The following is a 25,508-nucleotide window of genomic DNA, read 5'->3' on the forward strand; positions in this document are numbered from 1 at the left end:
GCTTATGAAAACATTTACATTTCAAAAGGTAGCCATCCTCATTTTTATAATGTTGGTGTCCTGTGTTAAGACTGAAGACTATGAATTACCCGACGTTTCCATCACAGAACCAGATATCCCAAAAGACAAGGTAACTACCTTCAAAACGCTTAAGTCTTTATATAATCAAGCCATTAATGATGGCAAAACTACTGTTGTACTTGATGCCGAAACCGATTTATATATTGAAGGTTACGTAGTGTCTTCAGATAAATCAGGTAACTTTTTTGAAGAGTTAATTATTCAAAATAAAGTAGACGGCAGCACATCAGATTCCGATCCAAGAATGGGCTTTAAAATAGATATTAATGCCAGTAGTTTGTCAGATATTTATCAGTTTGGTCAAAAAGTATATGTTAAATTAAACGGACTAACTATTGGAGAATCAAATGGTGTGCTTACTATAGGAAAAGGCGATGGTATAAATGTAGGACAGATTCAAGCGGCCGAATTTAAACATATTATATTGAGAACAAACCATATAGTGAACATAGTGCCTAAAGTGTCTGCTATTGAAGATTTAACTGAGTGGGATGAAAACACACTCATTCAGTTACATAAGATGCAGTTAAACCGATTTGAGTTAGGAGCTACTTTTGCAAGTGAATCATTTGACGAATTTGATGGTTTACGCCTGTTAGAATCTTGCGATTCAGGAACATCAATAATAATGCAAACAAGTACGTTTTCTGATTTTAAAGCCCTAACGGTGCCTCAAGGAAATGGGGCTATTACAGGAATTTTTAGTAGAGATTTTAGAGATAATTTCAACGTTTTAATTATTAATACATCTGAAGATGTGGTGTTTGATGATCCATCGCGCTGCGATCCTATAGAGTGGCCATGTGAACTAGGAGAATTGGTAGGTACAGGGAATCTGTTATATGAAGATTTTGAATCTCAAAAAAATAACAAACCCATAGTTATTGAGGGTTGGACTAATTACATGGAAGCGGGCTCACAAGCTTGGGAAGGCTATTCGTCAACATCTTCAAATGCGTCATTGGGGCGTTCAGCACGATTTCAATCGGCAAGCTCAGGAGATGTAAGCAACATAGGCTGGCTCATTACTCCGCCCATACATCTTGATAATCAGGAAGGCGAAACACTACGTTTTAAAACGTCAAATAGTTTGGCAGATAGTAGTTTTATGGAAGTATTGTATTCATCAGATTGGGATGGTGCCGAAGCAACCATCACAAACGCAACCTGGGGAGTGTTTTCTGCTGCTTATGTTGTGAAGGATACTGATTCTTTTGCGCCTTGGTTTGATTCTGGTATTGTTGATTTATCCTGTGAGACAGGAACCGTTTACATTGCATTTAAATTTACAGGTGGTGGGCAAGCATCTTTTGATGGGGTTTATGAGCTTGATGAGATTAGTATTGATTTTATAGAGTAGAATATATTATTCTGAGGCAATTCTGTAATAAATCCGTTGGAGTTATTATTTTAGCCAAATGACAACTTTTGATATGTTATTCTTTCATGTTTTTCAGTATTATAAAAACAAGAAAGTAAGAAAAGCAGATGCCATAGCAACATGTTATTTAACGTTTTTACAATGTGCGTTGCTTTTGCTTTTAGGCGTATTTTTTTCAAAATTTTTCAAGCAAATGCATGTAGAGACTATGTCTTCAAGTAAGGCCTGGACGTTATACGTAATTGCTGTAGTTTTTATTTATTTTAAGAATTGGATGCAATACGGTGGTAGAAAACGAAAGGTTAGAAATGCAAACATACTTAAAAACAAAAGGTTAAATTATAGTATTTGGTTAATATGGTTTGTACCCTTTAGTCTACTCGCCTTATCCTATATATTGTACCAAGCCTTTTAATAATTAGCATGATATGAGCATCCAGTATTCATGGCACAAGCTGTATTGAATGAAAAGAATATATGCTTTTTTGAAAACACCTTACAAGCAAGTAGATAAGTATTAAAATTCGTGATTTTCAATGAGGGCTCGACTCCGTTCAACCTGAAACATGGCAAAAAAATTATGTCGCGTTAAGTATATTGTCGTTGTCTATTTTTTTAAAATAAGGTAAACAGGGAAGTGGTCACTATAGCCACCCTTATACTTTTGTCCAACATAGGTTCTAAAAGGAGCTCCTTTAAATGGGCCTTTAAAAAGTTTTAGGAAGTCTTCATCAAAAATATTGGCTTTAAAAAATTCAAATTGATCTATTGAATGTTTTAAAAAATTAGAGGATAGCATAATTTGATCAAACAAAAACCATTGCCGTTTATGTTTTACAGTGCCGCGGTTGAACGACCTCAGGGTTTCAAACGGATTGTATAAAGCACTATGGTCTACCATTTGTTTTATGCTGGTATTATGCGGGTCATCATTAAAATCACCCATTACAATGATGTTAAGTTGTTCATGTTCTAATTTTAAACGAGAAATAATTTCCTGAACTTTATAAGACGAAGCCATACGTTTAACCTCGGTTTCTTGAGCGCCTTCTCGTCTGGAAGACCAATGATTAACAATAACATGTATAGGGGTGTTTTCTAGTACGCCTGATACCAACAAAATATCTCTGGTATAATCGGGGTCACCATCTTTATCAAGAAGCGAAATAGTAAATATCTCAGAATGTGTAACCTGAAATACGTCTTCATCATACAAAAGGGCTACATCAATACCGCGTTCATCCATAGAATCATAATGCACATAGTTATAGTTAAACTTGTTAAGGTGCTTGGACTCTAATAAATCGTTTAAAACCGTTTTATTTTCTACTTCAGCCAAACCAATTAAGGCAGGGTGTTTACCTGTTTCTCTTCGACCAATATTTGCCATGCAAAACCCTAACTTTCTCAGTTTGTTTTCATAGCGCTTTGGGGTCCAGTTTTTAACCGAACTTGAAATAAATTCACGGTCATTAGTGTACTTATTACTTTTTAAGTCAAATAGATTTTCAACATTATAAAAGGCCAGAGTTTGCATATCATGGCGTACCATAATATTCTCATAAAAAGGATTTGTCATAAATCAAAAATAGAGTTTAAATTAAGAAACCACCAATTATTTGGTGTGATTACCCCTGTTTTGTGGTGTTTTTTTTAAATATTAAATGCTTACAATTATGTAACTTTGTGTTATGATAGAAAAGAAAGAGATAGGTTTAGAAAAAGCGGTTCTGGTTGGTATAGTTACCAAAGATCAAGACGAAGATAAGTTGAAAGAATATTTGGATGAGCTGGAGTTTTTAACCTATACAGCGGGTGGACGAGCCATAAAACGATTTACACAAAAGATGGATATGCCAAATCCCAAAACATTCATTGGGACTGGTAAAATGGAAGACGTAAAAAACTTTGTTGAAGAGCATGACATTTCTACGGCCATTTTTGATGATGAATTATCAGCTACTCAAGAACGTAACATCAGCAAAATACTTGGCTGTAAGGTTTTAGATAGAACCAATTTAATATTAGATATTTTTGCACAAAGAGCCCAGACTAGTTATGCCCGAACACAGGTTGAATTGGCCCAATATGAGTATTTGCTCCCTAGGTTAAGAGGAATGTGGACACATCTTGAACGCCAGCGTGGTGGAATTGGTATGCGCGGACCTGGTGAAACTGAAATAGAGACTGACAGACGTATTGTACGTGATAAAATAGCCCTGTTAAAAGACAGAATTAAAACCATTGACAAGCAAATGGCTGTACAGCGTGGCAATCGCGGTAAAATGGTAAGAGTAGCTTTGGTGGGGTATACCAACGTAGGAAAATCTACCTTAATGAATGTCATTAGTAAAAGTGAGGTGTTTGCCGAAAACAAATTATTTGCTACACTTGATACTACGGTAAGAAAAGTAGTTATTCAAAATTTACCATTTTTATTAAGTGATACCGTAGGTTTTATAAGAAAATTACCCACTCAGTTGGTAGAGAGTTTTAAAAGTACACTTGATGAAGTAAGAGAAGCTGATTTATTGCTTCATGTGGTTGATATTTCGCATCCAAACTTTGAAGAACACATTGAGTCTGTGAATAAGATTTTAGGCGAAATTGAAAGTAATGACAAGCCTACCATCATGGTATTTAACAAAATTGATGCCTATCAAGCGGAACCACCTATTGAGGAAAATGATTTGGAAACAGAGCGTACAAACAAGTATTACTCTCTTGAAGAGTGGAAAAAAACCTGGATGGGTAAGGTTGGAAATAATGCTTTATTCATTTCAGCTCTTAATAAACAGAATCTTGAAGATTTTAAAAAGCGTGTTTATGATGAGGTGAGAGACATTCATATAACGCGTTTCCCTTATAACCATTTCTTATACCCAGATTACGAAGAAGAAGAAAGTCAAATAAAAGTATTATAATGCTAGAAAAGGTCTTTAAAATTCTAAAAAACAAATGGATAAAAAGGTTTTTAGTGCTACTAGCCGCTGTCTTTGTTTTTTTTGTTGGCCTGTATTTTAGTATATATTTAGGTTTTTTTGGAAAAGTTGCAACTATTGAAGAGTTGAGTAGTATTAAACAAGAAGAGGCTACGCAGGTACTTGATATGGATGGTAAACTTATTGGTAAATATTACATTTATGATAGACAACCTTTAAAGTTTGAAGATTTTCCGAAGCATCTTATAGACGCTTTGTTGGCCACTGAAGATATTAGATTTTATGAAACACGATGGTATTGACAATGTAAGTTTAATGCGCGTTTTTGTAAAAAGTATTTTACTTCAAGATAGATCTGCTGGTGGCGGAAGTACCATTACCTTACAATTGGCAAAAAACCTATTTGGAAGGAAGAATTTTATCTTTTTCAGTACAGTCATTAATAAATTTAAGGAATCTATTATTGCTACACGACTAGAAACCATCTATAGTAAAACGGAAATTTTAACTATGTATTTAAACACGGTTCCGTTTTCTGATAATACTTATGGTATAGAAAGTGCAGCTCGAAAGTTTTTCAATAAACCAGCATCAGAGCTTACCATTAATGAATCTGCTGCTTTGGTAGGGAGTCTTAAAGCTAACAATTACTATAACCCAAGAAAGTATCCCGAAAATTGTTTGGATAGGCGAAATGTTGTGTTGAATCAAATGGTTAAGTATCATTATTTAGAACCCGAGGCTAAAGACACTTTGGTGCTTAAAGATTTGGTTTTAGATTATCGTTCATTTAATCATGATCTTGGTGTTGCACCTTATTTTAGGGAGGAAGTAAAAAAGGAATTAGCACAAATACTCGATTCCATAAAAAAGCCAAACGGAGATAAATATGACCTGTATAAGGATGGTTTGATTGTGCATACTACTTTAAATTACAAAATGCAGCAACTTGCAGAAGATGCAATGAAATCGCATTTATCGCAATTACAAAAAGATTATGAAGCCTCCTATGGTAAATATGCTCCATGGAAAAAGGATAAACAACTTATTGAAAATGCCTATAAAAATTTACCTAAATACAAGACTTTAAAGGAGCTGGGTTTAAGTAAATCACAAATTGAAGACTCGTTATCGGTAAAGCATGATGTAGAACTGTTTAGTTGGGAGGGCGACACCATTATGCAGGTTACAGCAAAGGATAGTTTGAAACATTTTCTGAAATTTTTAAATACAGGTATGCTCGCTGTTGATCCTGCAAGCGGAGCTGTGAGAACATACATTGGTGGTATTGATTACCGATTTTTTCAATATGATCATGTGACTCAAAGTGAGCGCCAGGTAGGGTCTACTTTTAAACCATTTGTATACGCCACAGCCATAGAACAAGGTATGGATCCTTGCACCTATTTTTCATTGGCAGAAGTCACGTATTCTAATTATGACGACTGGACACCTAGTAACTCAGGTGGTAAGGAAGATGACCCTCATCTTAACTACAATTTAGAAAAGGCTTTGAGTCATTCGGTAAATACCATTGCAGTAAAGGTGTTGAATAAAACGGGTATTACCAATGTGATTGAGCAAACTAAAAAATTAGGAATTACAAAAACATTACCAGAAGAGCCTTCTTTAGCTTTAGGTGTAGCCGAAATTAATCTGAAAGAACTTACAGGTGCTTATACAAGTTTTTCAAACAAAGGAAGGTCCGTTACGCCTTATTTAATTACCAAGATTGAAGATAGAGAAGGGCATGTTATCGCCACTTTTAATCCTGAAGTAGGAGAACAAGCCTTTAGTGAATATACCTGTGAGGTGATGCTTGAAATGATGAAATCTACTGTAAATTTTGGTACGGCATCAAGATTAAGAACCGTTTACAATTTAAAGAATGATATCGCAGGAAAAACAGGAACTACCCAAGATAATAAAGATGGGTGGTTTGTTGGGATTTCACCTAAACTGGTTACCGTAACTTGGGTAGGAAATGATAATCATGGTATAGGTTTTAAAACTACGGCTATGGGTCAAGGTGCTAATTCGGCTTTGCCTATTTTTGCAAAATTCTATCAGAAATTGAATGCTGATGCTGAGTTTAATGCCATCACACGGGCTGGCTTTTCAAAGCCATCTGAGAAGGTAGTTAACGATTTGAATTGTGAACCAGAAAAGCGCGATTCTTTTTTTCAACGTTTATTTAAAGGGAAAAAACGGACAAAAAAGTTTAAAGGAAATTAAGCATAAATGGTTATGCTGATTGTACAATGCTATCCTATTTTTTTCTTTTGTTTATAAACTAAATATATTGCTAATACTAGGTTTAAAAGCAAACACGACAGATAAAATAGCTGCCGTGTTTGATTAATATTGAATCTGGTTAAAATATCTAGAATTTATAACTAATACCTGCGGTGTAGAAGGTTTGTAATTTATTGTCAACATCATCAAATCCTGTAGCGGTAGGAGGTATTTGTTCTAAAGCATAATTAAGTGCTTCCTGCTTATTACTTCTTAAACCAAAATCAAACCCAAGACCAAAGTTTTTCCAAAGAGTATATCCTAAAGAATTGGTCCAGGTCCAGTTTGAAAAGTTGCTGCTTTTATAACTTTGAAACGCAGAAAGGTTAGATTTGATATTTAAATCGCCTATTTTTTTGGCATAATCAACCATAATTTTCGCACCCATTGAAGAATCAAAAACTAAATCCTTGTCAGCAAATACAAAATTGTAGTTTAAAGGATGAATTACAACTACTAAATCAGAAATTGGTGTCCAAGTGAAACCTACACCTAAATCTAAATACCCAGGGTTGTTGAAGTTATCTAAAAGTGTGGTTCTGTATTCCATCAATGCCGATACGGCCCACTTTTTAGATAAATTTCTACCGTACAATGAAGAAATGTTGAAAACGTCTGTAGTAGGTTCAAAACCAGCATCATCAGTCGGGTCATCTCGGTCATCTAATTTTACCCAGTTTAAGTTAGTGGTTAAAGCATTTCTCCAGAAAAATTTTGGTTGAATTAAATTAGCCGTAGCATTTACGGTAAAACCAATACTTCCAGAGGTATTGTTGGGAGCGCCTTGGGCATACCAATTGTTGAAATTTGAAAAAGTACCGCCAATAGTACCAAAAACATTGAGATGCCACCCAGGTAGGGCATCTAGTTTTGATTGTATGGCGTCAATTTCTTTTTTTAAGGCATCAGCCTCTGTTTGTTTTTCTTTTTTTTGTATTTCTAACTCTTCTTTAGTTTGTGCATGTATTGAAACAAATCCTATACACATTGCAATGATTAATAGCTGTTTTTTCATTTGCGGTTGTTTTTAAATAAGATGAATAAATATAGTTTTTTTATTTGAAAAAAGTGGCAAGTAAGTAAATAGCCCGTGCTACGGAGTTAGGGAAGAATTATGTTTCTGTTAAATGTTATTTCTTTTTATGTAAAGGCACAGAAGAGCATGCTTCCCCATACATAATAGACTTTACATGGGGTATGAGTTTACCGGTAAGCATGATATAGGCGCTTTCTGGTACTGGTTTTTTAGAACAGCCTTTTATAATAACGGGCTTGTCTTTAAACGGACCAACATCTAAGTTGCTTATAATATCTTGAAATATGGAAGTTTCTAAATCTGACAGATTTCCCGTTACAATTTTTTTGGCATATGGTTGCAGATAAACAGTAAGTAACATAAATGCCCAACCAGGCAAAATAGCATCTGTACTGCAAGTTAGTGCTACATAACAGTTTTGATACTGACTCCAATTAAAGGCTAATGCATGCGCTCTAAAATCTTTTTCACGTAAAATTAGGCCCTTATAAAGCCAATCTTTTATATCAAATAGTAGGCGCTTACCTGATGGATAGTAATCTTCCAAATCAATAGTAACTAGTTTACTATTTGCTACGCGATTTATAATCTCGTCAGCCATAAGTTCGTTTTCTTTTGAATTTTTATAAACGAAGCTGAGGTTTAGAGCATTCCTAACTCTAATTTTGCTTCTTCACTCATGAGCTCCTGTGTCCAGGGTGGATCAAAAGTAATTTCAACTTCGGCGTCTTTTACAGCATCTAATGATTTTACTTTTTCTTCAACTTCTAGTGGCAATGTTTCAGCCACAGGACAGTTAGGCGTTGTTAAGGTCATCAAGATTTTTACATCGTTGTCTTCATTGACAAAAACGTCATAAATTAAACCTAATTCGTATATATCAACAGGAATTTCAGGATCGTAAATGGTCTTTAATACATTTACAATTTTTTCTCCTAACTCGGCGGTATCTATTGTTTCACTCATTTTAATTCAATTGTGTTTGGTATGCAATGGCATACATTTTTAATTGTTTTACCATACTCACTAAACCGTTGGCGCGCGTTGGTGATAAGTGTTCTTTTAAGCCTATTTTGTCAATAAAGCTAGTATCTGCATCTATAATGTCTTTTGGACGCTGATTTGAAAATGCTCTTATTAAAATAGCTATAATGCCTTTTGTAATAATGGCATCACTATCAGCCGTAAAAACGACTTTGTCATTTTCCATTTCTGCATGAACCCATACTTTACTTTGGCAGCCTTTTATAATATTTCGGTCTGTTTTGTATTGGTCGTCAATAAGGGGTAAATCTTTCCCTAAATCTATCATATATTGGTAACGTTCTTCCCAATCATCAAACATTGAGAATTCGTCTATTATTTCGTTTTGGATCTCTTCAATACTCACAATCATAAAATTTTAAACAAAAATACAATAAGATATTTTGCTATTCAATGTTTTGAGCTACGGATAAAATAACTTCAACTAATTTTTTAATGTCTTGAGGAGGGTTGCCATGATCAAAACTTGATGTTTGATACGTTTTATCACTTGTCACTAGTTTTAATTGCGCCATGGCAGCGCCGTCATGCTGAAAAGCTTGACTTGGTGGATTAATAGTTTCAAAGTCATCTAATTCAATAGATTTAATGGCGCTGATTATTTGTTGCCAATCAGTATCAGTACAATTGAAATACTCGCCAGTGCTTCCTTTTTTTTGCCTTTTTATTAGTGTGTTTTTGTCTATAATGATTTGTTGGTAAAAGCCTCTAGACACCATGGTATATTCAACGGATAGAATAGCTTGAGATTGATTTGTTTGGCAACTTCCTTGAGTAACGAAAGTTATTAGAAGTAAGAGTATGGCTTTCATGAAATAATAGATGTTTAGAAGAAATAAAAAAAGCGAACCGAATATGGTTCACTTTTTTTATACATAAAAAGTATTGGGTTTAATTCATGGCTACCAAATCACCACTAGCATCTTTAGAAGGTAAGTTTGATTTACCCATTAAATAAATATCTACTTGTCTGGCTGCTTCTCTACCTTCCGAAATGGCCCAAACAATTAATGATTGTCCGCGGCGCATATCACCAGCCGTAAATATATTAGGGATATTTGTTTGATATTTTCCGTATTCTGCTTTGTAATTAGAACGGGCATCTCTTTCAATACCTAGCTTGTCTGCAAGCGTACTTTCAGGACCTGTAAACCCTAGAGCTAATAAGGCCAAATCACAGGGCCATGTTTTTTCTGTGCCAGGAATTTCTACTAACTGCGGACGTTCTCCAGGAACCATTTTCCACTCTACATTTACCGTTCTTAAAGCTGTTAATTTCCCGTTTTGATCTTTAACAAATTCTTTGGTATTAATTAACCAGTTACGTTCTACACCTTCTTGGTGAGAAGAAGATGTTTTTAATTGTAACGGCCAATAGGGCCAAGGTGTTGTAGGCGAACGATGTCCTGGTGGTTTTGGCATAATTTCAAAGTTAACCACAGATTTTGCACCATGACGATTTGAAGTACCAATACAATCGGAACCTGTATCACCACCTCCAATAACAATAACGTGTTTATCCGTTGCTAAAACTTGATTTTCAACTTTCTTTCCAAATAGAACCTTAGTTTGTTGTGTTAGGAAATCCATGGCTTGAACAACCCCATCAGCATCAATACCAGGTGTTGGTAAACTACGTCTTTCAGTAGCACCACCACAAAGTACAACAGCATCAAAGGCTTTCAACTCTTCGGTATCATAATTAACACCCACATTTACGTTCGTTTCAAAGGAGATACCTTCAGCTTCAAGAATAGCTAATCTACGGTCAATAATTTCTTTTTCCATTTTAAAATTAGGAATACCGTAACGTAATAGGCCTCCAATTTCATCATCACGCTCAAAAACAGTCACCGTATGTCCTGCTCTATTTAATTGTTGCGCTGCTGCTAAACCAGCAGGTCCAGAACCAACAATGGCAATTGTTTTACCTGTTCTTGTTTTTGGTGGTTGGGGTTTAATCCAGCCTTCTTTAAAGGCACGTTCAACAATGTTTTTTTCTATATTTTCAATAGAAATAGGATCTTCAATAATACCCAATACACAAGATTTTTCACATGGTGCCGGACATAACCTACCAGTAAATTCAGGAAAGTTATTGGTAGAATGTAATAACCAAGAAGCTTTTTGCCATTCTTCTTGATGTACCATATGGTTAAAATCAGGAATTAGGTTACCTAGCGGGCAGCCACTGTGGCAAAAAGGAATACCACAATCCATACAACGAGATCCTTGCTTTACAAGTTCAGGTTCACTTAATGGAACCGTAAATTCTTTATAATGTTTTATACGCTCCTGAACAGGTTTGTACGACTCGTCTTGTCTTTCAAATTCTTTAAATCCAGTTACTTTACCCATAACACTATACTATTTCTAATTCTTCAACCATTACTTCTCCTTTTGCTAAACGCTCAAGAGCTTTCTTATATTCTATAGGCATTACTTTTACAAAGTTTGCTAAACTCGTGTCCCAATTGGCCAATAATTCTTTAGCTCTGTTACTATTTGTATATAATGCGTGTTTTTCTATTGATGCTTTTAACTCGGCAGCATCCTCAGTGCTAATATCTTCAAACTCTATAGTTTCTGTATTACACAGACCGTTTACAAATTTATTTTCAGGATCAAAAACATAAGCAATACCACCACTCATTCCGGCAGCGAAGTTTCTTCCGGTGTTACCTAAAACAATAACTCTACCTCCGGTCATATACTCACAGCAGTGATCTCCAACCCCTTCAACAACGGCAGAAGCTCCTGAGTTTCTTACTGCAAAACGTTCCCCTGCAATACCATTAATATAAGCCTCACCTTGAACGGCTCCAAACAAACACACGTTACCAACAATGATATTTTCTTCAGCAATAAAATCTGCAGATGCTGGTTTTTTAACGATTAATTTGGCGCCAGATAAGCCTTTGCCTAGATAATCGTTGGTGTTACCTTCAACTGTAAATGTTAATCCGTGAGCTCCGAAAGCCCCAAAACTCTGACCCGCAGATCCGGTGAAATTAATATTTAAGGTGTCTTCAGGTAAGCCTTGATGACCATATATTTTTGATATCTCATTACTCACTATTGCACCCACTGTTCTATCAATATTTTTGATAGGGTATGCCAAGTTCATTTTTTCTTTTCTATAAAGCGCTCGGTGAGAATCTTTAAGTATGGTAAAGTCTAATACGTTCTCAAGATTGTGATCTTGAGCTTCTGTATTTCTTACCGTCAATTGGCTATACGCCGTTGGTCTGTGAAGTATACTTGACAAATCAAGACCTCTGGCTTTGTAGTGTTTAATGGCTTTATTCGCATTAATTTTATGCGTTTGCCCTACCATTTCAGCTACCGTTCTAAATCCTAGTTGTGCCATAATACCTCTTAATTCCTCTGCAATGTAGTAGAAGAAATTAATAACGTGTTCTGGGGTGCCTTTAAAGTTCTTGCGTAGCTCTTTGTCTTGAGTGGCAATACCCACTGGACATGTGTTTAAATGACATTTACGCATCATAATACATCCTGAAGCTACAAGCGGTGCTGTAGCAAAACCAAATTCTTCTGCTCCTAGCAAGGCTGCTATGGCTACGTCACGACCTGTTTTTAACTGCCCGTCACATTCTACAACAATACGACTACGTAAGTTATTAAGAACCAAAGTTTGTTGCGCTTCTGATAGACCAAGTTCCCAAGGTAAACCAGCATGTTTTAAAGAGGTAAGTGGAGAGGCTCCTGTTCCACCGTCATATCCTGAAATAAGAACCACATCGGCTTTAGCTTTGGCCACACCAGCAGCAATAGTTCCTACCCCAACTTCAGATACTAATTTCACGTTAATTCTAGCATCTCTATTAGCATTTTTTAAATCGAAAATAAGTTGTGCTAAATCTTCAATAGAATAAATATCATGATGGGGTGGTGGTGAAATTAACCCTACAAAAGGTGTTGAGTTACGCGCATTGGCAATCCATGGTAATACTTTTTCTCCAGGCAGCTGACCACCTTCACCAGGTTTAGCACCTTGAGCCATTTTAATTTGGATTTCTTTGGCATTGGTTAAGTAATGCGATGTTACTCCAAATCGGCCAGAAGCCACTTGCTTAATAGCAGAGTTTCTACTGTCACCATTTACATCTTTTTGAAAACGACGACGGTCTTCTCCTCCTTCACCCGAATTAGATTTACCACCTATACGGTTCATGGCAATGGCTAAGTTTTCATGGGCTTCACGAGAAATAGACCCGTAAGACATGGCGCCCGTTTTAAAGCGTTTCACAATGTCAGTCCATGGTTCTACTTCATCTAAAGGAATAGGGTCTAAATTATCAAACTCAAATAAACCACGAATGGTCATTAAGTTTTCAGACTGCTCGTTAATGGCTTTTGAATACACATCATAACTAGCCTGATCACTCAATCTTACCGCTTGTTGTAATTTAGCAACGGTAGTTGGGTTGAATAAATGGCGCTCACCGTTACGTCTCCAACGGTAATCCCCTCCTATGTTTAATCCTAGCTTTCGGTCTATTCTATTATCTGGATAGGCTTGTTTATAACGCTCATTAATTTCTTTTTCAATTTCATATAAACCGATGCCTTCTACTCTTGATGCTGTGTAAGGGAAGTATTTTTCAACAAATTGTGAGTTAAAACCAACAATTTCAAAAATTTGAGAACCCCTATACGAGTGTAAGGTAGAGATTCCAATTTTGTTCATAATTTTTAAGATACCTTTTCCAATTGCTTTGTTGAAATTTTCAACTGCTTTTTCTTCATCCATACCAGTAATGAAGCCTTCTTTTACTTGCATTCTGATTATTTCATTCACCATATATGGGTTTATGGCACTAGCGCCATAACCAAATAAAGTAGCAAAATGATGCGGCTCACGAGGTTCTGCAGATTCAATAATGATATCAAAATAAGAACGTTTACGTAAGCGGTTTAACTGGTGGTTTACATAGGAGCAAGCTAATAGAGCTGGAATAGGGGCAAACTCTTGGTTAACACCTCTATCAGAAAGAATAATGATATTTGTTTTTCTTTCTAGCGCTTTTTCAACTTGTAAAATAATATCTTCTAAAGCATCTTCAAGACCGTTGAGTCCTTGAGCTTTAGGGTATAGCATTTGAATGGTTTCAGCTTTGAAGCTTTCAATTTTTATGGTTCTAATTTTTTCTAAATCGGCGTTTGAAATTACCGGATTTTGAATTCTTAGTTTTCTACACTGTCTTTCAGTAATACTGAAAATATTACGGTCTTTACCAAGATTTAAACTAATGTCGGTTACAATTTCTTCACGAATTCCATCTAATGGCGGATTGGTTACCTGTGCAAATAATTGTTTGAAATAGTTTGAAATGAGTTGAGGTCTATCTGATAAAACGGCAAGTGGGGTATCAATACCCATAGAGCCTAAAGCTTCTTTTCCGTTTACCGCCATAGGAGTAATTACCTCTTGAATATCTTCAAAGGTGTAATTGAATAAACGCTGCCGTGTTTTTATGTCAATCGTTTCAATTGGGCAGGTTTCATTGGTGTAGGGTACGTCTCTTAAATGTAAGCGCGTTTTATCTAACCATTTTTTGTATGGTCTTTCAGAAACTATTTTGGTTTTAATCTCTTCGTCTTCAATGATGCGACCTTCGTTCATATCCACCAAGAACATTTTACCAGGCTCTAATCTACCATGTTCTAAAACATCTTCAGGAGCAACATCAACCACTCCAATTTCAGAAGACATAATTAATTTACCACTTTTAGTAACGGTATATCTTGAAGGTCTTAACCCGTTTCTATCTAATAAAGCACCAATATAGTCTCCATCTGTAAACGGTACTGAAGCAGGGCCATCCCAAGGCTCCATAATACAACCATTGTATTCATAAAAGGCCTTTTTATCGGTACTCATGGTTTTGTGTTTTTCCCATGCCTCAGGAATCATCATCATCATGATTTCGGGTAATGATCTATCAGTATGCGTTAACAATTCAACCACCATATCCATAGAAGCAGAATCTGATTTTCCAGGCAGAATAATAGGGAAAAGTTTGTCTATTTGCGGACCAAACACATCACTTTTCATAATTTCCTCACGTACGCGCATTCTACTCACATTACCTCTTAGGGTGTTGATTTCACCATTCTGACACATAAAGCGGAACGGTTGCGCCAATTCCCAAGTTGGCATGGTGTTGGTTGAAAAGCGTTGGTGTACAAGTGCTAAACGTGTTACCAAATCAATTTGTTGTAAATCGGTGTAATATGGACCAATATCTTCTGGCATGATAATACCTTTGTAGATAATGGTTGTATTTGATAAGCTGGGTACGTAAAAATAATGACTCTCAGAGATTTTTGATTCTCTTATAGTATGTTCAGTAATTTTTCTAGCAGCATATAATTTAGCTTTAAAAGTAGCGTCATCAATTGCTTCGGTTTTGCCAATAAAAAGTTGCTCAATATTAGGTTCTGAAGCTAAGGCTATTTGGCCTAACTGTGTCGAATCAACAGGTACTTCTCTCCAACCTAAAATAGAAAGACCTTGTGCTTTAACTTCGTTTTCAAAGGTTGATTTACAAAAATTATATTGGTTCTTTACTTTTGGAAGAAACACCATCCCAACCGCATACTCTCGTGGTTCAGGTAAAGAGAACTCACAAACACGTTTAAAATAATCATGAGGGATATCAATCAATAAACCAGCCCCATCACCAGTTTTCCCATCAGCACTGACACCTCCGCGGTGTTCTAATTTTACCAGAATTTCTAAGGCATCATGTATGATTTGATTTGTTTTCTCTCCTTTAAGATTACAAATAAAACCAGCGCCGCAATTTTCGTGCTCAAATTCTGGGTAATAAAGTCCTTGTTTCTTCAACATAATCAACAAATAATTGGTTTAAAAACTCGAGTTGAAGCGCTAAGATACGTGCTAGTTTTTGAATTACAATAGGTGCTAATTCATTATTTCGATTTTAGGACTGAACTTCTAATAATAATAATGATATATCAATATTAAACGCATTTTTTAATAAATATTCAAAGTATATAATATAGGGTGTAAAATGATGAAATGTGAATTTCTGCTAAGGTTTTTATTGTTTAATGAAAATTATATCAGTAAAACAATGAAAATACTGACAATTATTCAAATAATTAAGTTGTTGAAAAATCAAAAAATCTAACAATCTTGATAATACCCTTAAAAAAATAGGGGTAAAATTGGAAAAATGATAAAAGTTAAACAATTACCCCTATTTTTTATGGGGGTTAAAACTTTTTAACATAAGTTTGGCTCGTTCTTAAGGAAAAATAGATCATTTAAAACAACCAAAAACTAAAACAAATTACACGATCTATTTAATAATTAACTAAAAGAAAACAATTATGAAAAAATTACTTACACTTTCAATGCTTTTTGTAGCAACGGCTTTATTTGCACAGGAAGAAGCGTCAGAAAAGAAATTCACAATCAGCGGTTCTATTGATGCTTATTATAGAACTAACTTTAATGGTCCAAATGATGCAGAAAACTGGACTGCTCCGGGATCTTCTTTTGCTAACCTGCCAGGTTTTGCATTAGGTATGGCAAATGTTATTGCTAGTTACGAAGGTGAGAAAGTTGGTTTTGTGGCTGATCTTGTATTTGGACCAAGAGGTACAGATGCGATTTTTGCTTCTCCAATGTATTCAGCTACTGGTAATATTGTAAACCAATTATACGCTTACTGGAATGTTAGTGAGTCAATCACTTTAACCATGGGTAATTTCAATACGTTCTTAGGGTATGAGGTTATTTCTCCAACGGGTAACTTTAACTACAGTACTTCTTATTTATTTTCTTACGGACCTTTTTCTCATACTGGTTTAAAGGCTGATATCGCTTTAACTGATGATTTGAGTTTAATGGTAGGTGTAATGAATGATACTGATTTAACTGAGTTCAATCCAACAGGTGATTACGCTTTTGGTGCTCAATTGGGGTATGCAGGTCAATACTTAAACTTTTTACTAGACCCTTCTTTTACTGAAATTGACTTCACAGGAGGGTTCGATATTACAGAATCGTTTTATTTAGGAATCAACGCAGCGTATTTGTCTCTTGAAGATGATGCGGGTGGATTCTATGGAGGGGCTTTATATCCTCAAGTTGGTATAACTGATACTTTTACTCTTGGTTTGAGAGCTGAATATTTCCAAGAAGAGAAAGACTTTGGTGCAATTGGAACTGGAGTAGAAGATTCAAGTGTTTTTGCAGCAACTTTAACAGGTAGCTTCGAAATTGAAAACTTAACTATCAAACCAGAACTTAGATTAGATAGTACTTCTGATGATGCTTTCTTGGATAATGACAAGATGCCATCAAAAAGCTTAGGTTCATTTGTTTTAGCTGCAATCTACGCATTCTAAGCTTTGAAGCAATACAAAATTTAATATAAGGAGAATAAAGACGAGTTCTCTAATCAATTTAGAAGGCTCGTCTTTTCTTCAATTAACTAACCCTAAAAATTATTTATTATGTCATTATTAAACATGCCACTTATAATGCAAGACACCGCCGCCATTGAAGGCGATATGGGAATGTTGTGGATGCTTATTTCAGGTATCTTAGTATTCTTAATGCAAGCAGGATTTACATTAGTTGAGTCTGGTTTTACACGTTCAAAAAACGTGGTAAACATTGCTATGAAAAATGTACTTGATATTGCAGTAGGATCATTAGTGTTCTGGTTTATTGGGTATTCACTTATGTATGGAGATACCAACGGATGGATTGGTTGGAGTGGTCTTATGTATAATCAAGGTCCTGCCGATTTGTTTTTCCAAACGGTATTCTGTGCTACAGCTGCAACTATTGTATCTGGAGCTATAGCGGGTAGAACAAAATATACTACATATATTATTTTCTCTTTGATTATGACAGCGGTTATCTATCCAATTGCTGGTGGATGGCAATGGAATGGCGATGGATGGTTGGCTCAAATGGGCTTCATAGATTTTGCTGGTTCTTCAATTGTACATGCTGTAGGTGGATGGGCTGCCCTAGTGGGTGCTGCTTTAGTAGGTCCTAGACTTGGTAAGTATATGGATGGTAAAGCGGTTAATATTCCAGGTCATAACAAATTATTAGCTACCCTAGGGGTATTCATCTTATGGTTCGGATGGTTCGGATTTAACGGTGGTTCTCAATTAGCTTGGGGTGGTGATGATGCTGTAGGTGCCTCTATGGTAGTTTTAGTAACTAACCTTGCTGCTTCTGCCGGTGCTGTTGGTGCTCTTTTCTTATCATGGTTCAAATATAAAAAGCCAAATCTAGATATGACCTTAAATGGAGCTTTGGCTGGTTTAGTAGGTATAACTGCCGGTTGTGGAAATATGACAGAAGGTGGTGCCATCATAGCTGGTTTTATAGCAGGTCTTATCGTAGTGTTCTCTATGGAGTTTGTAGAGCAAAAGTTAAAGATTGATGATGCTGTTGGAGCATTTTCTGTACATGGAATAGCTGGTTTTTGGGGAACGATTGTAATAGGTCTTTGGGGTGTTGACGGAGACACTGGTATTGGACTATTAAACGGTGGTGGATCAGCGCAGTTTATAACCCAATTAATTGGAGCTTTGGCATATGCTGTATGGGCATTGGTAACTTCGTTTATTTTCTTTTATGTGCTAAAGAAAACATTAGGTTTAAGAGTAACTGAAAAAGAAGAAATAGAAGGATTAGATCTTTCTGAGCACGGCGCATTAGCTTACCCTGGTAAGAGACAAAGAGAAATTGAAGATTAATTTTTCGAAAAAAAACATAAAGATTTCAAAGTGTTAGTAACTTTAAATGTTTAGTTTATATAGTGTAATAACTACAAAGGATGCCTAAACTTTATTAGGCATCCTTTTGTTATAATTTTTTAAGGCACCACTTGTCTTATTCTATGCTAAATAGGAAGCTGCACTAAAAGTTAAATATTTTTATATTTTTGAAATCTAACGATTAATACTGAAAGACATTATGAAAAAAATTGAAGCAATTATTAGAAAATCCAAATATCGTGTAGTGAAAGAAGCGCTTCATGAGGTTGGTGTAAATTTCTTTTCTTACTGGGATGTTACTGGTTTAGGAAACGAAAAAGAAGGGCACGTATACAGAGGCGTGTCTTATAGTACAAGTGATATTCAGCGTAGGTATTTATCTATCGTTGTTAATGATGATTTTGAAGAGGTAACTATTCAAGCTCTTTTAAATTCAGCGGCCACAGGCGAAGTTGGTGATGGTAAAATATTTGTATCGGATATTACCGAGTGTTACAGAATACGAACAGGAGAAAAAGGTGGTGATACACTAAAATAAATTTAAAATAAATACAACTTAATTATAATGGAAGGATTATTTACAGCGAATAATGTATGGATGATGATTTGTACAGCACTTGTATTTTTTATGCATACAGGTTTCGCATTTTTAGAAATTGGACTAACAAGACAAAAGAACACAATAAACATATTATTTAAAAATATATTCATAATTACGGTAGGTCTATTACTGTACTACATTGCTGGGTTTAATTTAATGTACCCAGGTTTTGCAGAAGGGTCTTCTGGAATTCTTGATTTTGCAGGCTTTGGTATTGCGGCGCCAGAAAATGGTATGACCCCGGAATATGCTGATGGTGGTTATACTTGGTGGACTGACTTTTTATTTCAAGGTATGTTTGCTGCAACGGCCGCTACTATAGTGTCTGGTGCGGTTGCTGAACGCATCAAAATAGGACCATTCATGATTTTTACGGTTATATACGTAGGTGTTGTTTATCCTATTGCCGGTTCATGGAAATGGGGTGGTGGATTTTTAGATCAAATGGGATTCTATGATTTTGCAGGGTCTACATTAGTGCACTCAGTTGGTGGATGGGCTGCTCTAGTAGCTGTTTACCTTTTAGGTTCTAGAATTGGAAAATTCGATAAAGAAGGTAAGCCACAAGCTATTCCTGGTCACAGTATTCCATTAGCTACGGCAGGTGTTTTAATTCTTTGGTTAGGCTGGTTTGGTTTTAATGGAGGTTCAGTGCTTTCTGCTGATCCAGAATTAACTTCATTAACTCTTGTTACTACTTGCTTGGCAGCTGCAGCAGGTGGTGTTGTTGCCGCTTTTGTGTCGTTCTTAAAGTATAAAAACTTAGATTTAACTATGTTTTTAAATGGTATTTTAGGTGGTTTAGTAGGTATTACTGCTGGTGCCGACGTGATGACGCCAGAAAGTGCTATTATTATTGGTGCTATTGCAGGTGCTTTAATTGTATTTGCTGTTAGTTGTGTGGATGCTATTCGTTTAGACGATCCTGTTGGAGCCATTGCGGTACACTTGGTATGTGGTATTTGGGGAACGTTGGCAGTTGGTATATTTTCAACTAATCCAGAGCATAGCTTTGTAACACAATTAATAGGGGTGTTATGTTACGCAGGGTTTTGTTTGGTAACTTCATTCTTAATTATTTTTACTCTAAAGAAAACCGTAGGAATCAGAGTGTCAGAAAGAGAAGAATTAGAAGGTTTAGATGCGCATGAGCATGGTATGGATGCTTACCCTGACTTTCGTTTGAATGAACACTAATTTTTAGGTACTATATATTTTTGAAAATGCCTCGCAAAAGCGAGGCATTTTTTTGTTTTTAACCAACGGTTGCTTCTCATTAGTACCTTATTATATTTTTGATTTTTGAAATTTAAATGATTATTTCAAGTCGAGCGGTTCCGAGACCTAGTTAGAAAGCACAAATTTTAAGAATTCTCAACAGTACTTGAAGTTTTTGTTTGACTTTTTTATGGAAACGTAGGTTAATGATTTTTTGGGAGTTATGTGTTATTAAAGAACTAAAGTAGTATCATATTAAAGCAACAAAATAAATTTATTGCAGAGGATTGTAATATGAAATGAGCAATGGATTTTAACCATTTCGTGGTTACTTTATCTTTAGGTGTTAAAAACAAAAAAGCCCTCAAGAATGAAGGGCTTTTTAATATTAAGAGTGTTAATGTATAATCTAAGCAGAGTTTCTGCTCGCATTAATATTACCAAATAACGATCTGGTTACAATCTTTTCAAAGATTTTCTTTTCTTCGTCATCATCAGGAACACCCGCTTTTTGCAGTTCTTGAACCTTTTTAAGTGCAAATTGTTGAATGGTTAATAATGGTAAAACAATTGATTCTCTTACTTGAATTGAGGCTTTTCCCGTTGGCTCATTTTCCATGAGTTCGGTATAACCAGTTAGCTTTAAAAGTAATCGTTTTGTGGTTTCATATTCGGTAAAAATAATTTTCCAGAACTCACCAAACTCTTCGTCTTTTGCCATGTACTTTGTTAAATCAAAGAATGATTTGGTTAAGGACATCATACTGTTCTCTAATAATGTTTTAAAGAATTTAGAGTTTTTGTAAAGTTGTTCTACTTTATCAAATTCACCACGATTTTCATATTGTTTTAATGCGGTTCCTACACCAAAGAAACCTGGTACATTCTGTTTTAATTGGCTCCATGATCCTACAAATGGAATGGCTCTTAAATCTGAAAACACGAGTTTGTCTGAAGTGCCTCGTTTTGAAGGTCTACTACCAATATTCGTTTTGGCATAGTACTTTAAAGTACTCATACGTTCTAAATAAGGAATAAACATGGGGTGGGCTTTAAAGTTTTTATAAGCCTCATAACTCGTTTCGGCCAAATCAGTCATTACCTCACGGTCTTCATCAGAAAGTCTATTTTTATCGGTGTCTATACGGTTTTTAATACCAGAACTTATAAGTTGTTCTAGGTTGTACTGTGAGGAATCTAGGGTTCCAAAATTAGAACTAACCGTTTGTCCTTGAATGGTTAATTGTACTTCTTTATCTTCAATAGTAGGGCCTAGAGAGGAGTAGAAGTTATGTGTTTTTCCGCCGCCACGTGCTGGTGGTCCGCCACGACCGTCAAAGAATATCGCGGTAACATCATATTTTCTAGATATTTCAGTGAGTAGTTCTTTGGCTTTGTAAATTCCCCAATTGGCCATTAAATACCCCCCATCTTTGGTACCGTCAGAGAAACCTAACATAATGGTTTGTTTGCTACCTCTTAATCTTAAATGAGCCATGTATTCTGGATTTTGGTAAAGTTGTTCCATTACGTCTGGAGCATGTTCTAAATCAGGAATGGTCTCAAAAAGAGGGCCTATGTCAACCGTTAATTCATCTTGGAAAGCAACCATTTTTAGCATAGCAAATAGCTGCATCACGTTTAATGCCGTTTGGTTATTGCTTATAATATAGCGGTTAGCACCACGCTCCCCATTCATGGCTTGAATTTCTTTGATGACGCTCATGGTTTCTAGCGTATTTCTAACCATCTCATCTTCAAAAACAGTCAAATCATCAATAGTATCGTTGGCAGTGGCAAGTATTTTAATTTGCTGGTCTTCGTTTAAGTCGTGGTAATTACTTGGGAAACAAGAATTACCTCTACTAATTAAGTAATCAACCAAGGTGGTGAACACGGAGTGGTGAATTCGGCTATCCTGCCTAATGTCTAAAGAGGCAAATCGGTAATCAAATAAATGTACTCTGTTTATTAACTTGTTAAGGTCATTGACATAGAGCGATTGGTGTTGTTCAACCACTATATTTCTAATGCTTAGTAGTTCTTTTCTTAATTCTTTAGCACTAATTCTTTTCTTGTAATCAAGGTCAATGCTGTTTTTGTAAAGAATAGTTTCTAGTTTAATAACGCGTTCTTCTACCCCTCTAAAGGTGAGTTTGCGCCTTAAATCTTTTAGATCTTGGTAGTATTTTTTTAGAATTGATTTTTTAAGTTTCTTGGCTACTTTTAATGTGGTTTCAGGTTTAACAAACGGATTGCCATCTCTGTCTCCTCCTGGCCAGAAACCAATGTTTATAATTTCATTGTGCTTTTTACCATCATTATAAATATTGGTTTGAATGTAATTATATATTTCTCCAAAGGTATGGTAAAATACATTTTCTAAATACCAAACAAGGCTTTTAGCTTCATCATATGGTGTAGGTTTTTTGTGCTTGAAAAATGGTGTTTTTCCTAATTGACCAAATAAATTATTGATTTTGGTTAGGTCATTGTCTTCAATGGCTGTTTTCAACTCAGTTATAATACCTAAAACAGACCCTGGATAAAATTGTGTTGGGTGGGCTGTAAGTACAATTCTTACCTTAAATTCTTCAAGGTAGTTTTGAAGTTCCTGCATGCTATCTTCAGATTTAGCCGAATCTTTTAAGTGCCTTAACGTACCAATGCCGTCCATATTATTTACAATAGGGAAAGCGGCATCTTCAATGGCATCAAAAAGTACCACTTGGCGCTCTATATATTGAATAAACCTAAACAATAAGTTTATTTGACTTTGTTTGTTTCGTCGTGCTTGGTATTTTTCAAAAAATGTTTCTACAATAGTAGTTGGGTCGTCGCCTTTCTCAAATCCTTTTTTACAGGTTTCATGAAATAATGGTAATAATACGCCCGTTTTGGTAACAGCGTCAAAAGGTAATGTCATAAAGATACTGTTGAATATCTGATATTTTGACAAAACATTTTGGTTAAATCGAATTAATTTCGGCTCTACTGACATGGTATCCTTATCTATTAAAATTGAAGCATAAAAATAGTGAAGCTTTAACAGAACACATAGTCTTTTAAAAGTTTTATCAAATTTTCCCGATAAGCGAATTCTATTTATGAATAATTAAATAAATGCTTAGGATGCTTGGTTTTTTCTAATGTGAATTTGTTTAGAAATTAAATTTTATAGCTTAAAAAAACGTTTTGTTGTGCTGAAAATAAATATTCCAGGCATGCAGAGCATGATATTTGTCATGTTCTTGTGTTCTATGTCGCTCTATCTTTGTCGATTAATAAAACAGTTATGAAAAAAGCGCATTCGTTTCATATTCCAGTAATGGGGATTGGATTTACTATTGATACGCCTCTAAAAGTGGCACAGTACGGTATGGATTCTGTGATTTCTCTTGTTGACGATATTTTACTAGAGAAATTAAGAAAAATGTATAGTGAGAAGTTTGAGATTCCTTATCAGGAGATTACCGATAAAATTGAAGATTTTAGAGCAAAGCGAATCACCTCATACCTTAATTTAATAAGTGATTTAGCTGAAAAAAAATTCGAATCTTTAAAAGAATTAACTTCTAAAACCAGTGATGATTTGTTGGCATATATTAATATGTTACCCAATAATTCTCAGCTAAAAGCAGAATTTACGAAGCTTACATCAAGGGGGTTTAATTTTTCTGAAATAAAGGCTTGGGCTTCTAAGAATTTAGTGATGGGATCTATTGACGTTAACATCATGACTAAAGTTGATAAGGACAATTATAATAAAGACGAAAAATTAAGTGTAGAGTACAATGATGCTCATGCTGCCCTACGTGGTTTTGCACAGAGTAAATTGAATTCATCGGTAGTTTTATCGGCTGGGATGAATCCTAGATTGTACAGTTACATGTCTCAATTTGATGACTTTTTCCCAGATGCTCAAGGTAACTTTAATAAGCGTATCATTTTAAAGGTAAGTGATTACAGATCAGCATTAATTCAGGGAAAATTTCTTGCCAAAAAAGGCCTTTGGGTGTCAGAATATAGAATTGAATCAGGACTTAATTGTGGCGGGCATGCTTTTGCTACAGATGGGTATTTATTAGGGCCTGTTTTAGCCGAATTTAAAGATAAGCGTTGCGAGCTTCAAGAGGCTATTTATAAAGTACTTGTTCAGGAGCTTGAAAAACAAAACAGACCGTTGCCAACAACAAATTTAAGTTTTCAGATAACCGCTCAGGGTGGCGTGGGAACAGAGGAAGAACACAATTTTCTACTAGAACATTATGCGCTAGATTCTGTAGGTTGGGGTAGTCCGTTTTTGCTTGTTCCTGAAGCAACAACCGTTGATGATAAGACCTTGAGGGAGTTGGCGGAAGCTAAAGAAAAGGATTTGTATTTAAGTGGTATTTCTCCGTTAGGTGTGCCTTTTAATAATTTAAAAGGAAATACAAAAGATGTTGAGAAACAACGATTAATTGATAAAAATCGCCCTGGGAGTTCCTGCCCTAAAAAGTTTGTAGCCTTAAATAAAGAATTTAAAGAAACAGGCATTTGTACGGCATCACGCGAGTATCAATATTTAAAGTTAAAAGAACTGGATGAACAAAACCTGACTTCTGAAGCTTATAATAAAGCCTTCAATGCTATTACCGAAAAGTCTTGTACCTGTGTTGGTCTAGGAACTTCTGCCTTATTAAAGTATAATTTAGATACCAAAGTTGAAGGCGAAGGGGTGTCTATATGTCCAGGGCCAAATATGGCATACTATTCAAAAATTATGAGTCTTAAAAATATAACAGATCATATTTATGGTCGCGATAATATGGTATCAAGAGCAGATCGGCCTAATTTATTTATAAAGGAACTTCATATATATACAGACTACTTAAAGAATAAACTGGAAGAGACTAAAACTTTCATGAATCAAAAGGAAGAAAAGTATTTAAAAACATTTACTAGTAATATGAAAGCTGGCGTTCAGTACTATCAATATTTATTTCAAAATGTAAAAGATAGTTTTGAAGATATTAAAGTAAATGTTCAAAAGGAACTAAAAAAGAGTGAAGTATTACTAGATCAGATACAGTTAGAGATTCAAAATCTTTCAGTTAAGGCTTAGTTTTC

At 35.3% G+C, this 25,508-nt stretch carries 18 protein-coding genes; 9 read left to right on the top strand and 9 right to left on the bottom strand.

What is annotated here, in order from left to right; genetic code table 11:
- Positions 1-4: 4 nt before the first annotated feature.
- Positions 5-1,441: a DUF5689 domain-containing protein gene (locus KFZ70_RS06420; protein WP_139695942.1), complete on the top strand. Its 1,437-nt coding sequence runs from the start codon at positions 5-7 to the stop codon at positions 1,439-1,441.
- A gap of 628 nt (positions 1,442-2,069) precedes the next feature.
- Here KFZ70_RS06420 and KFZ70_RS06425 read toward each other — a convergent pair.
- A complete protein-coding gene (locus KFZ70_RS06425; protein WP_139695938.1) occupies positions 2,070-3,041 on the bottom strand; it encodes an endonuclease in 972 nt (323 codons plus the stop codon).
- Between the two features lie 112 nt (positions 3,042-3,153).
- Between KFZ70_RS06425 and hflX the strand changes: the two genes are divergently transcribed.
- From hflX to KFZ70_RS06440, 3 genes are read left to right on the top strand one after another with little or no spacing between them, the layout of a single operon-like run.
- Positions 3,154-4,386 carry a GTPase HflX gene (gene hflX / locus KFZ70_RS06430; protein WP_407516077.1) on the top strand — a complete coding sequence of 411 codons (1,233 nt, stop codon included), beginning with the start codon at positions 3,154-3,156 and terminating at the stop codon, positions 4,384-4,386.
- A complete protein-coding gene (locus KFZ70_RS06435; protein WP_407516079.1) occupies positions 4,386-4,706 on the top strand; it encodes a hypothetical protein in 321 nt (106 codons plus the stop codon). Before hflX ends, KFZ70_RS06435 begins: the two co-directional genes overlap by 1 nt.
- Positions 4,687-6,639, top strand: coding sequence for a transglycosylase domain-containing protein (locus KFZ70_RS06440; protein WP_407516080.1), 1,953 nt, complete (start codon positions 4,687-4,689; stop codon positions 6,637-6,639). The genes KFZ70_RS06435 and KFZ70_RS06440 overlap by 20 nt, the downstream gene beginning before the upstream one ends.
- Before the next feature lie 148 nt (positions 6,640-6,787).
- Here the strand turns inward: KFZ70_RS06440 and KFZ70_RS06445 are convergent, their stop codons facing one another.
- The 7 genes from KFZ70_RS06445 to gltB form a co-directional block, all read right to left on the bottom strand.
- Complete coding sequence (locus tag KFZ70_RS06445; RefSeq protein ID WP_139695932.1) at positions 6,788-7,714, bottom strand: DUF3078 domain-containing protein; 927 nt, start codon at positions 7,712-7,714, stop codon at positions 6,788-6,790.
- 115 nt (positions 7,715-7,829) lie between these two features.
- A complete protein-coding gene (locus tag KFZ70_RS06450) occupies positions 7,830-8,336 on the bottom strand; it encodes a DUF2480 family protein (protein ID WP_139695930.1) in 507 nt (168 codons plus the stop codon).
- A 41-nt stretch (positions 8,337-8,377) separates the two neighbouring features.
- Complete coding sequence (locus tag KFZ70_RS06455; RefSeq protein ID WP_139695928.1) at positions 8,378-8,701, bottom strand: SUF system Fe-S cluster assembly protein; 324 nt, start codon at positions 8,699-8,701, stop codon at positions 8,378-8,380.
- A 1-nt stretch (position 8,702) separates the two neighbouring features.
- A complete protein-coding gene (locus KFZ70_RS06460) occupies positions 8,703-9,125 on the bottom strand; it encodes a SufE family protein (protein WP_139695926.1) in 423 nt (140 codons plus the stop codon).
- Between the two features lie 40 nt (positions 9,126-9,165).
- Positions 9,166-9,591 carry a hypothetical protein gene (locus KFZ70_RS06465; RefSeq protein WP_139695924.1) on the bottom strand — a complete coding sequence of 142 codons (426 nt, stop codon included), beginning with the start codon at positions 9,589-9,591 and terminating at the stop codon, positions 9,166-9,168.
- 79 nt (positions 9,592-9,670) lie between these two features.
- Entirely contained in the window at positions 9,671-11,137 is a 1,467-nt protein-coding gene (locus KFZ70_RS06470) for a glutamate synthase subunit beta (RefSeq protein ID WP_139695921.1), read from the bottom strand.
- A 4-nt stretch (positions 11,138-11,141) separates the two neighbouring features.
- A complete protein-coding gene (gene gltB / locus KFZ70_RS06475; protein WP_233244020.1) occupies positions 11,142-15,656 on the bottom strand; it encodes a glutamate synthase large subunit in 4,515 nt (1,504 codons plus the stop codon).
- Positions 15,657-16,162: 506 nt separating this feature from the next.
- Between gltB and KFZ70_RS06480 the strand changes: the two genes are divergently transcribed.
- The 4 genes from KFZ70_RS06480 (at position 16,163) to KFZ70_RS06495 (ending at position 20,378) form a co-directional block, all read left to right on the top strand.
- Positions 16,163-17,185, top strand: coding sequence for a porin (locus KFZ70_RS06480; RefSeq protein WP_139695919.1), 1,023 nt, complete (start codon positions 16,163-16,165; stop codon positions 17,183-17,185).
- A 108-nt stretch (positions 17,186-17,293) separates the two neighbouring features.
- Entirely contained in the window at positions 17,294-18,559 is a 1,266-nt protein-coding gene (locus tag KFZ70_RS06485) for an ammonium transporter (protein WP_139695917.1), read from the top strand.
- Positions 18,560-18,779: 220 nt separating this feature from the next.
- Positions 18,780-19,118, top strand: coding sequence for a P-II family nitrogen regulator (locus tag KFZ70_RS06490; protein WP_139695915.1), 339 nt, complete (start codon positions 18,780-18,782; stop codon positions 19,116-19,118).
- Positions 19,119-19,145: 27 nt separating this feature from the next.
- Complete coding sequence (locus KFZ70_RS06495) at positions 19,146-20,378, top strand: ammonium transporter (RefSeq protein ID WP_139695913.1); 1,233 nt, start codon at positions 19,146-19,148, stop codon at positions 20,376-20,378.
- Positions 20,379-20,808: 430 nt separating this feature from the next.
- Here KFZ70_RS06495 and KFZ70_RS06500 read toward each other — a convergent pair whose 3' ends face one another.
- Positions 20,809-23,400: a phosphoenolpyruvate carboxylase gene (locus KFZ70_RS06500; protein ID WP_139695912.1), complete on the bottom strand. Its 2,592-nt coding sequence runs from the start codon at positions 23,398-23,400 to the stop codon at positions 20,809-20,811.
- A 294-nt stretch (positions 23,401-23,694) separates the two neighbouring features.
- Here KFZ70_RS06500 and KFZ70_RS06505 point away from each other — a divergent pair, with 294 nt between their 5' ends.
- Positions 23,695-25,503: a hypothetical protein gene (locus tag KFZ70_RS06505; protein WP_139695910.1), complete on the top strand. Its 1,809-nt coding sequence runs from the start codon at positions 23,695-23,697 to the stop codon at positions 25,501-25,503.
- The last annotated feature ends 5 nt before the right edge of the window (positions 25,504-25,508 follow it).

Source organism: Allotamlana fucoidanivorans, assembly GCF_045788535.1.
Lineage (GTDB): Bacteria > Bacteroidota > Bacteroidia > Flavobacteriales > Flavobacteriaceae > Allotamlana > Allotamlana fucoidanivorans.